This is a genomic window from Dactylosporangium sp. CA-052675 (assembly GCF_050947935.1).
Lineage (GTDB): Bacteria > Actinomycetota > Actinomycetes > Mycobacteriales > Micromonosporaceae > Dactylosporangium.
The window spans coordinates 200,968-214,846 of sequence record NZ_CP192010.1 but is presented as its reverse complement, the minus strand read 5'-3'; the positions used below and the strand labels follow the sequence as shown (position 1 = coordinate 214,846).

Here is a 13,879-nt window from a genome sequence, read left to right as displayed (position 1 = left end):
ATTCGCGGCACCCGTACGAGCCATTCGACGTCTGAACCCGTCGAGTCGGACGACAGGAGCGCAGCAACGGGGCAGCCCATCGATGCCTCAGCCCCTAGCATGACGCCCATGCCCCGCCGGCGCATCTCGACCGCTTTGGCGGCTTTGTCGACCTTTGCGGCAATGCTCAGCATGAGCCCGATCGCGCACGCTTGGACCCCCGGCGCCTGCCCGAGCCCGCCCCGCCGACCCGAGCCCGCGCCGACCGGGGTGCCGTGGCCCTGGCAGCGGTACGACCAGTCAAGGCTCAACGCTCTCGCCGACGGCCACGGGATCGTGGTCGCGGTCGTCGACTCCGGCGTCGACGCGCGCCACCCCCAGCTGCGGGGCGCCGTCGAGCCCGGCCCGGACCAGCTCGACGGCGGCGAATCGGCGCTCGACTGCGTCGGCCACGGCACCGGCGTCGCGGGCATCATCGCGGCCCGCCCGTCCCCGGCGACGGCGTTTCGCGGCCTGGCCCCTGCGGCGACGATCCTCGCCCTGCGCGTCAGCGAGCAGATCGAGGGCGACAACGGCACCCCGACCGGCCGCCGCGGCACGCCCGCCGGTCTCGCCAACGCGATCCGCGACGCCGTCGCCCACCGGGCGCGGGTCATCAACCTCTCGCTGGTGTCGTACTCCGACGATGCCGCCGTCCGCGACGCCGTCGCGTTCGCCCAGCGCAACGACGTCGTGGTCGTGGCCGCGGTGGGCAACGACGCCGAGCGGGGCAACCGCACCCCGTACCCGGCGGCCTACGACGGCGTCATCGGCGTCGGCTCGATCACGCCGGACGGGCAGCGGGCCCCGTCGTCGCAGACCGGCGCGTACGTGGACCTGGTCGCCCCCGGCTCCGGGATTGTGACGACCGCAACACCGCAGGGCTGGGCGACGATGGACGGTACCAGCTTCGCCGCCCCGTTCGTGTCGGCGGCGGCCGCGCTCCTGCGCCAGTACCGCCCCGAGCTCTCCGCCCCGGAAGTGGCCGCCCGGCTCGTCGCCACCGCGGACGGCGGACGGGCCGGGCCGGGGTACGGCGCCGGGGTCCTGAATCCCTACCGCGCCCTCACCGAGCTCACCGGCGTCTCGCCGCACCCGGGCGCCCGCGCCCTGGCCGAGCCCGGCCGGCACGACGCGGCCGCGCGAGCCGCGGCCACCCGAACGGCGGTGGGCTGGGCCTGGGCGGGCCTGGCCGCGGTGTTCGTGGCGCTCGTCCTGTCCGCGGTCCTGCCCCGAGGCCGCCGGCGCGGCTGGCGACCCGGCCTCCGAGCGCTCCGATCGGCATCCGAGCCGCCCGCGGACCGCACGTCACCGGGGTTCGGCCCGCCGAGCTGAGGGCAGCGCCCGTTTGCTCGGAGGCGCGCCGCCCCCGAGCCGCCCGGGTCCCCTTGGAGGCACGCCGCCGCCGAGCCGCCCGGGGACCCCTTTGGAGGCACGCCGCCCCCGAGCCGCCCGGGGACCCGGCCGCACCGACGTTCGGCCCGCCGGGTCTCGCTCGGAGGCACGGCGCCTCGAGCCACCCGGGGACCCCGCGGCACCGACGTTCGGCCCGCTGGGCTGAGGGCAGCGCCCCTCTTCCGCCGAGGTGCGCCGCCCTGTCACGCCGGGAGCCGCGTGTCAGCCACTGCTCGGGAAGTGTCAGCCACTGCCCGGGAAGAGGTGCGTGTTGCGGGCCTCGGTCTCCTGGTACCGCTGCATCGCCTCTTCGACACCCACCTTGATGTCGCGCAGCATCTGCGCGAGGTCGGCGCCGGCCCGCTCCCAGTTCGCCTGCCGCAGCGCGTAGGCGTCCTTGGCGTCGCCCTCCCAGCCGCCCGTGAGGCGCCGGCCGAGCTGCGAAACCTCGTCGAGGCGCGAGTGCAGCGTATTGAGCGCGGTCTGGATGGACTGGCTCGTGTGCTCCAGCGCCCCGAAGTCGACTACCAGCATGTCGTCCATGTGAGCCTCCCGTCTCAGCCGCCGAGCGCGGACAGGTCGGCGTTCCCGGCGCGGCGCATCGCCCCGGCGGCCTCGGCATCGGTGGCGCCGTAGTTCCGCCCCGCCGTGCGCAGGCCCTCGGACGTCTCGAGCAGGTTCCGGTTGAGCACGCCCTGCTCATGCTTGAACGCGAGCTTCACCTGCTCGAAGGTGCGCCCGCCGGCCCCCTGCCATCCCGCGCGCGTGACTTCCAGCTCCCGCATCAACGTGTTGAGCATGCCCTGCAGCTCGCCGTTGACCTGCTCGAACCGCTGCGCGGCCGAGCTGAGCTCGGCCTGTTGCGCCTGCGTGGTCTGCACCACCGGCGATCACCCCGTTTCTCCTCGTGGACGCCGGGCCGGACCGGAGTTCCGCACGCGACGACAGCGGCCGATAACCCTTGGTCAGCCCGAAAACAGGCCGACCGTATCGGCCTCGACCGATCCCCCACCAGTCCCAATGCTTCGCTGTGGATAACTTCCGGCATTTCGCCCCACCCGGCTTCCGGGGCCCGGATCTCCTCCTGTCCGGCGCGCGTTCACCGGCGGAGGGCATCGAACCGGTCCCGGGCGGTGGTGCGGAAGAACGCACGAGGGCCGCCGTGCGCGTCGGCCTCTAAGATGTCCGGCATGGCGGAGGGCCGCTCGTTCATCAAGTGGGCCGGCGGCAAGACGCGGTACGCCGCCCAGCTCGTCGCCGCCGCGCCCCCGTTCACCGGCCGATACTGGGAGCCCTTCATGGGCAGCGCCGCCGTCTTCTTCGAGCTGCGCCCGGCCAAGGCGGTGCTCTCCGACGCCAACCCCGAGCTCGTGGCCTGCTTCCAGGCCGTCGCCGCGCAGCCGGAGGCGGTGATGGAGCGCCTGGACGCGATGGCGAACACGCCCGAGGAGTTCGAGCTCGTCCGGCGCCAGGACCCCGCGAGCCTGGGCCCGGTCGAGCGGGCCGCGCGCGTCATCTACCTCAACAAGACCGCCTTCCGGGGCCTGTGGCGCGTCAACCGCCGCGGTGCGTTCAACGCTCCCTATGGGGCTTACGACCGCCCGTACTATCGCCGCGAGACGCTCCTGGAGGCCTCCCAGGCGCTCGCCGCGGCCGACGTTCGCCTGTGCGACTTCGCCGACGCGCTGCGCGAGGCGGCCGCGGGTGACTGGGTGTTCCTCGACCCTCCGTATCTGCCGGAGGGCGGGTTCGCGGATTTCAAGCGGTACACGCCGGGGCAGTTCCGAAACGCCGACCACGAACGGCTGGCGGCCGAGATGCACGACGCGTCGAGGCGCGGGGTGTTCCTGACGATGACGAACAGCGACACCGACGCGACGCGGCAGATCTACGCGGGCTTCAACGAGACGCGCATGGCGACGCGCCGCGACATCAACCTGCGGGCGTCCGCCCGGGCGAGCTTCGACCTGGTGCTGACGAACTACGGAGCATCGCCCTAGCCCGCGACGGCGGCGGCCGCGCTCGGGTCGAGCGCCGGTCCCGCGGGCAGGAGCGCGACGAGCTGACTCGGCACGGTGACGGGCTCCTCGGCGCCGAACCCGAGAGCGCCCAAGGCGTCGGGCACCGGCACGGCGTGGCGCTTCCCGAGATCGGTGACCAGGGTGACCACACCGGTATCCGTCCGCACCAGCGCTCCGGTTCCGGGCCGGACCACCACGCGATCGGCCAGCACCGCGCCCTCCGCCGTGGCCGCGGCCGTGCGCAGCGCGTGCGTGAGGTCCGGGAGCTTGGGGTCGAGGGTGAGGGCATCGGCGGTACAGACGGCGCGGGGAGGGCTGTCGACCAGCTCCGGCGGCACGACGGGCAGCGCACCGGCGCCGCCCGGGTCCGGCGCGAACGCCTCGACCTGCCGGCCCTGCACCAGCGCGGAGAACTCCGCGGGGCTGAGCGGCAGGAGCTTCCCGCCCGGCTGCACGCCCTGCGTCTCGGGCGCGGCGAGCAGGAGCTGGGCCTGCAGCGGCGTGACCGATGCGAGCCCGTCGGCGGTGACGATGAACGCGTCGGTGCGCTGACCGGCCGACACGCCGTACAGCTGCCCGATCCGGCCGGCCGGTGCCGCGCCTCCGCGGTCCGGCACGGCCGGGGTGACGAGGTCGGTTCCGCTCGGTACGGCGTGCAGCAGCGCCTGCGCCGCCGCCACCTGCGGTCGCGCCGACCAGACCAGCGCGGGCAGGGCCGTGGCGGGCTGCCGGACGAGGTGCTTGAACCCGTGCCACAGCAGATAGGTCTGCCGGTCCGCGGAGGTCATCAGCAGGCCTTTGTCGGCTGCGGGTGTACCGCCTGAGGGCCCCCCACCCACGAACAGCACCGACCCCTCGGGCGTCGAGCACACCGCCCACGGGCCCTTGAGCAGTGCGGACGCGGGCGGCAGCGAGCTCGGCGCGCCCGGGATGCCCAGGGTCTCGCCGCGCGGCGCCCCGGACAGCGCCGAGCGGGACACGACCACTGTCGGCGCGCCGGCCGAGCCGAGGATGAGCAGCGCGGAGGCCTGGTTGAGGACGGGGTGGAGGACCTCGTCGCGGTACACGAACAGGGCTCCCGACTCCTGCTCGACGATGACCGCGCGGTCGTTGCGCCATTTGCCAGAACTCCCCGGGCGCAGCGCCCCGATCGCCGCCGCGCCGCCGACCCCCAGCGCGGCGAGCAGAACGCCGACCAGCGTGGCCCCCGCGACCCGGCGAAATGGCGGCTGAGCAGGGTCGGTGTCACGGACGACGAGGGCGGAGACGACCCGCTGAACCACGAACTGGTACGACTGCAGCTGGTCCTGCCGCGACGCCATCGGCCCCCCAAAATTGTCGTACCGGCGCCATACGATAAGTCCCTCACTTCATCGGCGGGGGGCGATATGTCGGCGGGGACGCGAGTGGTGCTCGGCCAGGGCGCGGTCGCCTTGGCGGCCGGGGCCTGGGCGCTCGGCGGCTGGGGGCTCGGCGGCTGGGCGCTCGCGGCGATCCCCGTCGCCCTGGTGCTCCTGGCGCTCACGCCGCTGCCGCTGCCGCTGGCGCGTCGTCTCCGCCGGCGGGATCTCGCCGCCGGCGCCGGACCGGCCGCGCTGCTCGGCCTGATCCGGCCGGGCGCGACGACCTCGACCATCGACGTCGACGGCGCCGACGTGGGCGTGCTCGAGGACACCGACGGGCTCGCGGCGATCATCCGCGTCGGCGACCTGTCCGGCCTGCTCGGCACCGCCTTACCGCCCTTACCCGCGCTCAGCTCGCTGCTGCCGGCGCCCGGGCCCGGTGTGCCGGAGGTGCGTGTCCAGCTCCTGGTCAGCGCGGTCACGGCCGCGGCACCGTCGCCGACGCCGTCCATGACCTCATATCGGCAGCTCACGGACGGCCGCGTGCTCGCGCACCAGCGAGTGCACGTCGCCGTGCGGGTGCGCCGGGCGGGCGGGTTCCGGCGAGCTGATCTGGAGCAGTCTCTCCTGGTTGCGGTACGACGTGTCGACCGCATGCTCGCCCGAGCAGGACTGCCGGCTCGGCCGCTGTCGGCGATCTCGGCGCTGGCGGCGATCGCGGAGGCGGCCCAGCACGACCCGGCGCACGCCGTGCGCGAGACATGGTCCGGCCTGCGGCTCGGCGGGCTGCACCAGGCGGTGTTCCGGTTCCGGCGGTGGCCCGAGCAGGGACCGCCGATGAGCCGCCTGCTGGCCCTGCCGACCTCGGTGACGACGCTCTCGCTGGCCGCCCAGCCCGTAGCCTCCGGCGACGGTGCGCTCGCCGGCGGCTCCGGCCCGCCCGCCGACGCCGCCGACGGGCCGCCGGTCCGGGCCGAGCTCGTCGTGCGGCTGGCGACCCCGGACGCGGCCACGCTGACGCAGGCGAGCACGGCGCTGCTCCGGCTGGCCGAGAGCATGGGGGCGCGGGTGGCGCGGCTCGACGGCGCTCACCTCGACGGCCTCGCGGCGACACTGCCGCTGGGCGGGGGCGCGCCGCGCGACGACGCGGTGCTCGCCGGGCTCGTGGCGGGCCGCGACGGGCTCGCGCTGAACGGTGGCGAGCCGGTGAGCGTGAGCGCGCCGCGGCTGGCGGCGGCCGCGCCGGCGATCGGCGGCGAGGGCGTCATGCTCGGCGTCGACCGCAGCGGGGAGCCGATGGTCGTGCGCCTGTTCCGCCCGGAGCCGACGCGGGCGACGCTGATCGGCAGCGCGCGGTGCGCGCAGCTGGTCATCCTGCGAGCCCTGGCCACCGGCGCGCGGGTCGTGGTCCAGTCCACGCGCCCGCACGAGTGGGAGCCGTTCCGCCGCAGCCTGGGCAACGCGGAGTCCCTGGCCATGATCCCGCCGGGCCGCGTGGCCGACCCACCCCCGGCCACGGCCACGTGCCCACAGCTGCTGGTCGTGGACGTGGGCCCGGTCCCGGGCCGAGCAACCCCGATGCCGCAGAGCGCCTGGCGCTCGGTCCTGTTCCTGCGCGACGAGCTGACCGGCGCGGACGCCGACCTGCTGACCCGCTCCGACCTGGCCCTCCTGCAGCCCTTGAGCCCTCCGGAGGCCGCCCTGGCGGGCGAGGCCCTGGGCCTGGGCGACTCCCGCAACTGGCTGACGAAGATCGGCCCCGAGATGCTGGCCGTGGTGGTGAACCGCCAGACCGTGCGCTGGACCCACCTGTCGACGACGCCGATCGAGCTCCACCTGACCGGAGGCCCCGCCCGCTGACCAACGCACCCCCGGCCCCCGACCCACGGCAGACAGCGGCGCACCGACGGCGAGTCGACGGCGGCGGCGCGAACGGCCACCGACACGAGCCCACGACGACACGAGCCGACGGCCGGCAACGGAGCGAAGGCGGCCGGGCCACGGCGGGCGAAGGCGGGGCCACGGCGGCCGGCACGGCCACGGCGGGCGGCGCGCGGCCGGGCCACAGCGGGCGACGGCGGCCGGCGGGCGACGGCGGCCGAGCACGGCCACGGCGGGCGGCGGGCGACGGCGGCCGGCGGGCGACGGCGGCCGGCACGGCCACGGCGGGCGGCACGGCCACGGCGGGCGGCGCGCGGCAGGGCCACAGCGGGCGACGGCGGACGCACGGCGGGCGCGGCCACGGCGGGCGGCGGGCGGCCGGGCCACGACGGGCGGCGCGCGCCTACGGCAGGTGGACGGCAGCGGCGCGGACGGACTGGCGGCCAGCAGGCGCCGGACGGCATGAGCCCACGGCGGGCGGCGGCAGGCGACAGGCGGCAGGCGGCGCGAGCCCCCGGCAAGTCGACAGCAGCGCTGCAGACGGACTGGCAGCCAGCAGGCACCGGAACGGCACGAGCCCACGGCGGGCGGCGGGCGAACCGCGAGCGGCGGGTGAGTTGCGAGCGGCGGGTGAGTTGCGAGCGGCGGGTGAGTTGCGAGCGGCGGGTGAGTTGCGAGCGGCGGGTGGCGCGAGCCCACGGCAGGTCGACAGCAGCGCCACGGACGGACTGGCAACCAGCGGGCACCGGAACGGCATGAGCCCACGGCGGGCGGCAGGCGAACCCCGAGCGGCAGGCGGGCTGCGAGCGGCGGGTGACGCGAGCCCACGGCAGGTCGACAGCAGCGCCACGGACGGACTGGCAACCAGCGGGCACCGGAACGGCACGAGCCCACGGCGGGCGGTGGCGGGCCGCGAGCCGCAGACCGCGAGCCGCAGGCCGCGAGCCGCACGCGGCGCGAGCCCACGGAAGGTCGACGGCGGCGACGCGGACGGACTGGCGGCCAAGCAGGCACCCGACGGCATGAGCCCACGGCAGGCGGCGGCCGGGCGGCGGGCCGCAGACGGCGGGCGGCGGGCGGCGCGAGCCCACGGCAGGTCGACATCGGCGACGCGGACGGAGTGGCGGGCAGCAGGCACCGGACGGCATGAGCCCCGGCGGGCGCCGGGGAATGACCATTGCTGACGCGACGACTCCGGGGCAGGAGGCGGTGGCGAGGCTCGGGACGGCCGCCGCGTTCACCCCAATCCCCGGTCGTCGGGTCGGAGGCCATGAGCATGGCCCAGGCTGCTCGACACCGCCGGCACCGGCCGGGGCGACCTGCGCGGGCGGTGCGCCGAGTCCTCGCGGCTGGGACCCAACCGCGCTGGGCCACCGGCGTGGTCAGGCTCTCGGGCCGAGCACTGTCCATCACACGACGCAATCACATCGGAGCAATCGGTAGCCCCGCGAGTCGGCGGCCGGCGGGCGACGACTGCCACGACAGCGCGGAACAGCAGGGGGCAACCGCGGCGGCCACGGCAGGTGAAAAGAGGGCGGGCGACGCGCAGCCACGGCAGGCGGCAGGCCCGAGGCTAGGAAGTTGCGACGGTGGCAAGGCAGCGGCCGCTGACACCGTCGTCGACCAACCAGCCGGCCTCATCAACGCCGTGAGGCTCGGGCAACACCGGATCAGGTGCCGCCATGAGGCGCGACATCACGCCGGGCCGGCCCTCGCGCTGAGGAGGACCCTACTCGGTGGTAGGTGAGGCGCGTGGTCGTGCTCAGGTCGCGTCGAGTCGGGATTGGGGTGATAGCGGGGTGTTCCGGGCTGGCCACGACGTGGCACGATCAGCCGCATGGGAATCCTCATCCGGCTCGCCGTGAGTGCGTTCACGGTCTGGCTGGCGACGCTGGTGATCTCCGGGATCACGGTTGAGGGCGACACCGGGCGCAAGGTGGTCACGCTCGTCGCGGTGGCGGTGATCTTCGGGGTCGTCAACGCGGTGCTGCGGCCGATCATCAAGACGATCGGGTGCTTCGCGTACATCCTCACGCTCGGGCTCGTCTCGCTCGTCGTGAACGGGGCGTTGCTGCTGCTCACGAGCAAGATTGCCGAGTATCTGGAGCTGCCGTTCCGGGTTGACAAGTTCTGGCCCACGGCCGTGCTCGGGGCGCTGTTCATCGGCGTGGTCAGCTGGCTGCTCAACTTCCTGGTGCCGGACGGCAAGGACAAGAAGCGCCGGCGGGACGACCGCGACGACTACGATCGGCGGCCCCCGCGCCCGCAGCAGTACGGCGGCGGCTACCAGCAGGGCTACGGCGACGGCAACCGGAGCAACCAGGGCTACGGCGGCAACCAAGGCTACGGCGGCAACCAGGGATACGGCGGCGGCAACCAGGGCTACCGCGACTACCGCTGAAACCAGGAGCACCACCGAGCGCCGTAGGTAGGCGAAGACCGGTGACGAAGAACATCACGTGAGGGGCGGGTCCGCGACCCGCCCCTTACCGTTTGGGCATACGGTGTAGGGCGTGGACCCGCTGCGCCGAGGATATGTCTCCGCACTCTCCGCCAACGTGCTCTGGGGCGTCTTTCCGCTGTACTTCCACGCGCTGCGCCCCGCCGGCGCGGTCGAGGTGCTCGCGCACCGCATCGTGTGGTCGGTCGTGACGATGACGCTCGTGCTCGTGGCCATCCGGCACTGGCGACGGGTCCGGGAACTGCTGCGGCAGAAGAAGCGCATGGCGGGCCTCGCGGTCGCGGCGGTGCTCATCGCCGTCAACTGGGGCGTCTACATCTTCGCGGTGAACACGGATCGGGTGGTGGAGGCCTCGCTCGGGTACTTCATCAACCCGCTGTTCGTCATCCTGCTCGGCGTGCTCGTCCTGCGCGAGCGCCTCCGCCCGCCGCAGTGGATCGCGCTCGGCATCGGCGCGGTCGCGGTGGTCGTGCTCAGCGTGGACTACGGGCACCTGCCGTGGATCGCGCTCACCCTGGCCGCGTCCTTCGGCTGCTACGGGCTGGTGAAGAAGCGGCTCGGGCTCCCCGCGGCCGAGGGGCTGTTCCTGGAGTCGGGCGTGCTGACCCTGCCCGCGCTCGCGTACCTCGTCTGGCTCACGACCCAGCACCAGTCGACGTTCGGCACCGTCTCCGTGTGGCACTCGGTGATGCTGGCCGGCAGTGGCGTGCTGACCGCGGTACCGCTGCTGCTGTTCGCGGAGGCCGCCAATCGCGTGCCGCTGTCCGGGCTCGGCATGCTGCAGTACCTGACGCCGACCCTGCAGCTGATCATCGGCGTCGCGGTCTTCAGCGAACCGCTCCCGCCGGCGCGGCTGGCGGGCTTCGCGATCGTCTGGCTCGCGCTGGCCATCTTCAGCTGGGACGCGATCCGAGCCGCCCGCCGGAACCGGGCCCAGCGCGACGCGGCGGCGGCCGCCCAGAAGGAGGCGACCGCCGCGGCGATGTGAGTGAGTGGCGATGTGAGTGAGTGGCGATGTGAGTGAGTAGGCCCGGGCGTCAGGTCCGCAGCAGCGCCGTCCCGTCGCCCTTGCGGATCTCGATGTGGTCGATGTTCGACTCCTTGAAGCCGCTGTGCGCCGACAGCTGCATCTCGTCCCCCGGCCGTGCGGTCCACGTGCTGACCACTTCGGCCTGACCGGACTTCGGTACCACCACGAGCGTGTACGTCCACTTGGCGTACTCGTCGCCCTCGCCGCTCTTGTACGCGCACCGCATCCGCACGGTAGCCCCGTCCGAGTCCGGCGAGACGGCGAGCGACGCCGTGATCGGCACGGTCGAGGCCACCTCACGCATCGACTCGTAGTCCGGCTGCCCCACGCCCGCGGCACGCACGCCGATCACGGCGAGCACCCCGATGAACGCGGCCACGAGCGCGGTGCCGACCGTCTGCCAGCGGCGCCGGCGACGGGCCGTGCGGCGGGCGCTCCGGGCCCGGTCGAGCACGCGCGGCAGCAGCGGGTCGACCGCGCCGCCGTTGACGGTCGCGGGCACCGCGGTGGGGCCGGCCCAGCGCCCATCGTCCGGCAACGGCGGGCCGTCCGGGTCCGGGGCGTCCTCGTCCGGCGCGAGGGCGATCTGCGCGGCGATCTCCGGGTCGAGCCGGCCGAGCAGCCCCGGCAGGTCGGAGAACCCCGCCACCTCCGCACGGCACTGCGCACAGTCGGCGAGATGCCGCTCGTATGCCTCGCGCTCGGGCGGAGACAACGCCCCCAGCACGTAGACGGCCGAGTCATGGAGGTGCTCACACCTCATTGCGTCACCCCCAACTCCTCTAGGACGACCTTCAGCGAACGCAGTGCGTAGTAGGTGCGCGATGTGACCGTGCCCGCGGGCACGCCGAGCCGCTTCGCCGCCTCGGCCACGGTGCGCCCCCGGTAGAAGCACTCCACCAGGACCTCACGGTGCGGGCGGGAGAGCCGGGTCAGCGCCTCCGCGAACACCCAGGATTCCACCGCGCGCTCGGTCTCGTCGACCATGACCGGAGTCTCCGGCGTCTGGTCGGTGTAGACCTCGCCCGCCCGCGCCGAGCGTCTTCGCCACGCGTCGATGGCGAGATTGCGGGCGGTGGTGAAGAGCCAGGCCCGGACCGAGCCACGGGCCGGGTCGAGCGCCTCCGGGTGTTGCCAGGCCCGCAGCAGGGTTTCCCGCACGAGGTCCTCGGCCCGTTGGCGGTCGCCGGTCAGTCGCAGGGTGTGCGCGAACAGCGCGTCGCCGTGCTCCGCGTGGAGCGCCTTCAGCAGGTCAGCATCGTCTCTACTCACGCTTCGTTATGTTCCGATCCCTTCCACCAGCTTCTACGCACCAATACGCAGAGAGGTTCAGGTGGAGACCACATGTCGCGGATGCGACACGGATCACGTCGGCGCGAGCGAGTCGGGATGCCGGCAAATGCCCCGGAAGCGGCCTACTCGGCGAGGACGGTCGCCAGGTGGTGGGCCGTGGCCAGGAGCCGTGTGCGCACGACCTTGGCCGACGACATCAGCTCCGCCGGCGGCAGCGCGCACGCCAGCACCACCCGCCGGTCCTGGTCGCGGTCGTTGACCACCATCACGGCGGCGCACGCGAGGCCCTGGCGGAACTGCCCGATCTCGATCTGCATCCCCCGGCGGTCGCCGGCGGCCAGGTCCGAGTCCAGCGCCTCCGGGGAGGTCAGCGTCGCCGAGGTGTAGGCGCGCATGCCGTACTCCTTCAGGAACCGCCACCGCTGGTCCGCGCTCATCGTGGCGAGCAGCGCCTTGCCCAGCGCGGTCGCGTGCGCGGCCTCGTCGTAGCCCGGCACGAGATCGTCCGCCGGCGGGGTGCGCGGCCCCTCCGCCATCGCGGTCACCGCCACCCGGCCGCCGACGAAGCGGCCCAGGTAGTGCGAGTACCCGGTCTCGGCCGCCGCGCGACGCAGACGGTCGATGACGGCGCCCGGGCCGCGGAACGCGAGCACGAGCTCGCGGTAGCGGTCGGCGATCTCCAGGCCGACCACGTAGGTGCCGTTCTCCCGGCGGATCACGTAGCCCTCGTAGGCCAGGGTCCGCACCAGGTGGTACGTGGTGGCGACGGTGAAGTCACATCGGCGCGCGATCTGCTTCACGGTCAGGCCACGCGGCGACTGACCGACCGCCTCCAGCACTCGTAGGGCCCTCGAAACGCTTCGAATCAAATCCGAGGGTTCGGCTTGTGGATCCCGCACCGCCGCCCCTCCCAGACCACAGCAGCAACCGGAGTCACACCATATGAAATCGGAGAGGGTGGAGGGAACATTCTGATCATTCATCGCGCCAGGTCAGGGGAAATGCAAGGGCTGCACATAGCGATGAATGCACCATTTTGGACATGGTGATCGTGTTACTCACCCGGCGACACGCCGTGGTGCTTGAGTAATGGCCCTAGGTGAGGGTGAACAACTTGAGTAGGTAATCGCCCGCCTGGCAAGTACTGCGAGCGGAAGTGCGCATGCGTCACTTCGGGGTGTCATCGCACCGTCGCACGCCGATGTCGGGCCGGGTATCGAGATATATGGCCTTGAGCAACGTGGACCTCCACAACTTGCCCGCGGTCCAACCGGTACCTGCGCATGAAAAAGCGACCGACGCCGGTGAACTTACATTGACCGGCGTCGGTCGATACCACGAAAGGTCAGTTGGTGCGGTCCGCGATGAAGTCGCAGAGGGACTCGAGGGCGGCCCGGGCGGGCACGTCCGGCAGCACCGCCAGCGAGGTTCGGGCGGCGTCCGCGTAGCCCCGCACGGTCTCCCGGGCCTGCTTCAGGGCGACGGAGTCGCGGAGCAGGCCGAGCGCCTCGGCGTGCAGGGCGTCGTCGGTCACCGGGCCGGCCGCGAGGATCTCGCGCAGCCGGACCGAGGCCGCGTCGTCGTCGGAGGAGGCCAGCGCGTACAGCACGGGAAGCGTCGGCACCCCCTCGCGCAGATCGGTGCCGGGCGTCTTGCCCGACTCCGTGGCGTCGCTGGCGATGTCGATGAGATCGTCGGAGAGCTGGAAGGCGATGCCGAAGGTCTCCGCGAACCTCGCCAGCGCCTCGACCTGCTCCGGCGGGCACCCGCCGAACATCGCGCCGAAGCGGGCGCTGGTCGAGATCAGCGAGCCGGTCTTGTGCTCGAGGACGCGCAGGTAGTGCTGGATCGCGTCCTCGCCGTCCAGCGGGCCCGCGGTCTCGTCGATCTGGCCGTGCACCAGGCGGGAGAACGTGCTCGCCTGGATCTTGACGGCCTCGACCCCGAGCTCCGCGGCGAGGTCGGCGGCGCGGGAGAAGAGGTAGTCGCCGACCAGGATGGCCAGCGCGTTGCCCCACCGGGAGTTGGCGCTGGGCGCGCCGCGGCGCACCTCGGCCTCGTCCATGACGTCGTCGTGGTAGAGCGTCGCCAGGTGGGTCAGCTCGACGACCGCGCCGGCGATGACGACGTCACGGGAGGTCGCGTCGCCGAACTGCGCGGCCAGGCCGACCAGCAGCGGGCGCACCCGCTTGCCACCCGCGTCGACGAGGTGGCGGGCCGCCTCGGTGACCATCGGGTTGGCGCTGTGCACGGAGTCGATCAGCACCGCCTCGACGTCCCGCAGGATCGCCGCCACGTTTCGCTCCAGCTCCGGATCGGCCAGGGTCAAGCCCACCGAAGCGACCGACTGCACGGTTCCCGTACTCACCACAGCTCCAACGATGCCATACGAACTCCCGACTCCCGATACAGGGACGTCCCCACGTGGCAGGCCACG

11 protein-coding genes and 1 pseudogene are annotated in these 13,879 nt (G+C 73.5%); 5 read left to right on the top strand and 7 right to left on the bottom strand.

Going from position 1 to position 13,879, the window contains the following annotated elements; genetic code table 11:
• Positions 1-108 precede the first annotated feature (108 nt).
• Positions 109-1,353, top strand: coding sequence for a type VII secretion-associated serine protease mycosin (gene mycP, locus ACQP1P_RS01005; protein ID WP_433082185.1), 1,245 nt, complete (start codon positions 109-111; stop codon positions 1,351-1,353).
• Positions 1,354-1,656: 303 nt separating this feature from the next.
• Here mycP and ACQP1P_RS01000 read toward each other — a convergent pair whose 3' ends face one another.
• A complete protein-coding gene (locus ACQP1P_RS01000; protein ID WP_433082183.1) occupies positions 1,657-1,956 on the bottom strand; it encodes a WXG100 family type VII secretion target in 300 nt (99 codons plus the stop codon).
• A 14-nt stretch (positions 1,957-1,970) separates the two neighbouring features.
• Complete coding sequence (locus tag ACQP1P_RS00995; RefSeq protein WP_433082181.1) at positions 1,971-2,297, bottom strand: WXG100 family type VII secretion target; 327 nt, start codon at positions 2,295-2,297, stop codon at positions 1,971-1,973.
• A gap of 306 nt (positions 2,298-2,603) precedes the next feature.
• On the opposite strand from ACQP1P_RS00995, the gene ACQP1P_RS00990 reads away from it, so the two are divergent.
• Complete coding sequence (locus tag ACQP1P_RS00990) at positions 2,604-3,413, top strand: DNA adenine methylase (protein WP_433082180.1); 810 nt, start codon at positions 2,604-2,606, stop codon at positions 3,411-3,413.
• Here the strand turns inward: ACQP1P_RS00990 and eccB are convergent.
• Positions 3,410-4,756, bottom strand: coding sequence for a type VII secretion protein EccB (gene eccB / locus ACQP1P_RS00985; RefSeq protein ID WP_433082178.1), 1,347 nt, complete (start codon positions 4,754-4,756; stop codon positions 3,410-3,412). The two genes, ACQP1P_RS00990 and eccB, sit on opposite strands and share 4 nt — an antisense overlap.
• Before the next feature lie 66 nt (positions 4,757-4,822).
• Between eccB and ACQP1P_RS00980 the strand changes: the two genes are divergently transcribed.
• From ACQP1P_RS00980 to rarD, 3 genes and pseudogenes are all read left to right on the top strand, one after another.
• Positions 4,823-6,637, top strand: a complete 1,815-nt coding sequence (locus tag ACQP1P_RS00980; RefSeq protein ID WP_433082176.1) for a type VII secretion protein EccE — start codon at positions 4,823-4,825, stop codon at positions 6,635-6,637.
• 1,858 nt (positions 6,638-8,495) lie between these two features.
• Positions 8,496-8,843: pseudogene (locus ACQP1P_RS00975) on the top strand (phage holin family protein); the annotation flags it as partial.
• 328 nt (positions 8,844-9,171) lie between these two features.
• Positions 9,172-10,107, top strand: a complete 936-nt coding sequence (gene rarD, locus ACQP1P_RS00970) for an EamA family transporter RarD (protein ID WP_433082174.1) — start codon at positions 9,172-9,174, stop codon at positions 10,105-10,107.
• A gap of 49 nt (positions 10,108-10,156) precedes the next feature.
• On the opposite strand, the gene ACQP1P_RS00965 is transcribed toward rarD, so the two are convergent.
• From ACQP1P_RS00965 to ACQP1P_RS00950, 4 genes are all read right to left on the bottom strand, one after another.
• Complete coding sequence (locus tag ACQP1P_RS00965; RefSeq protein WP_433082172.1) at positions 10,157-10,912, bottom strand: anti-sigma factor family protein; 756 nt, start codon at positions 10,910-10,912, stop codon at positions 10,157-10,159.
• The gene (locus tag ACQP1P_RS00960; protein ID WP_433089767.1) at positions 10,909-11,400 is read right to left on the bottom strand and encodes a sigma-70 family RNA polymerase sigma factor; all 492 of its coding nucleotides are present in this window, start codon (positions 11,398-11,400) and stop codon (positions 10,909-10,911) included. Before ACQP1P_RS00960 ends, ACQP1P_RS00965 begins: the two co-directional genes overlap by 4 nt.
• 164 nt (positions 11,401-11,564) lie before the next feature.
• On the bottom strand, positions 11,565-12,341 hold the full coding sequence (locus tag ACQP1P_RS00955) for an IclR family transcriptional regulator (RefSeq protein ID WP_433082171.1): 777 nt from the start codon (positions 12,339-12,341) through the stop codon (positions 11,565-11,567).
• Between the two features lie 446 nt (positions 12,342-12,787).
• Positions 12,788-13,810 (bottom strand): polyprenyl synthetase family protein, encoded by a 1,023-nt coding sequence (locus tag ACQP1P_RS00950; protein ID WP_433082169.1) that lies wholly within the window; start codon positions 13,808-13,810, stop codon positions 12,788-12,790.
• Positions 13,811-13,879: the final 69 nt, after the last annotated feature.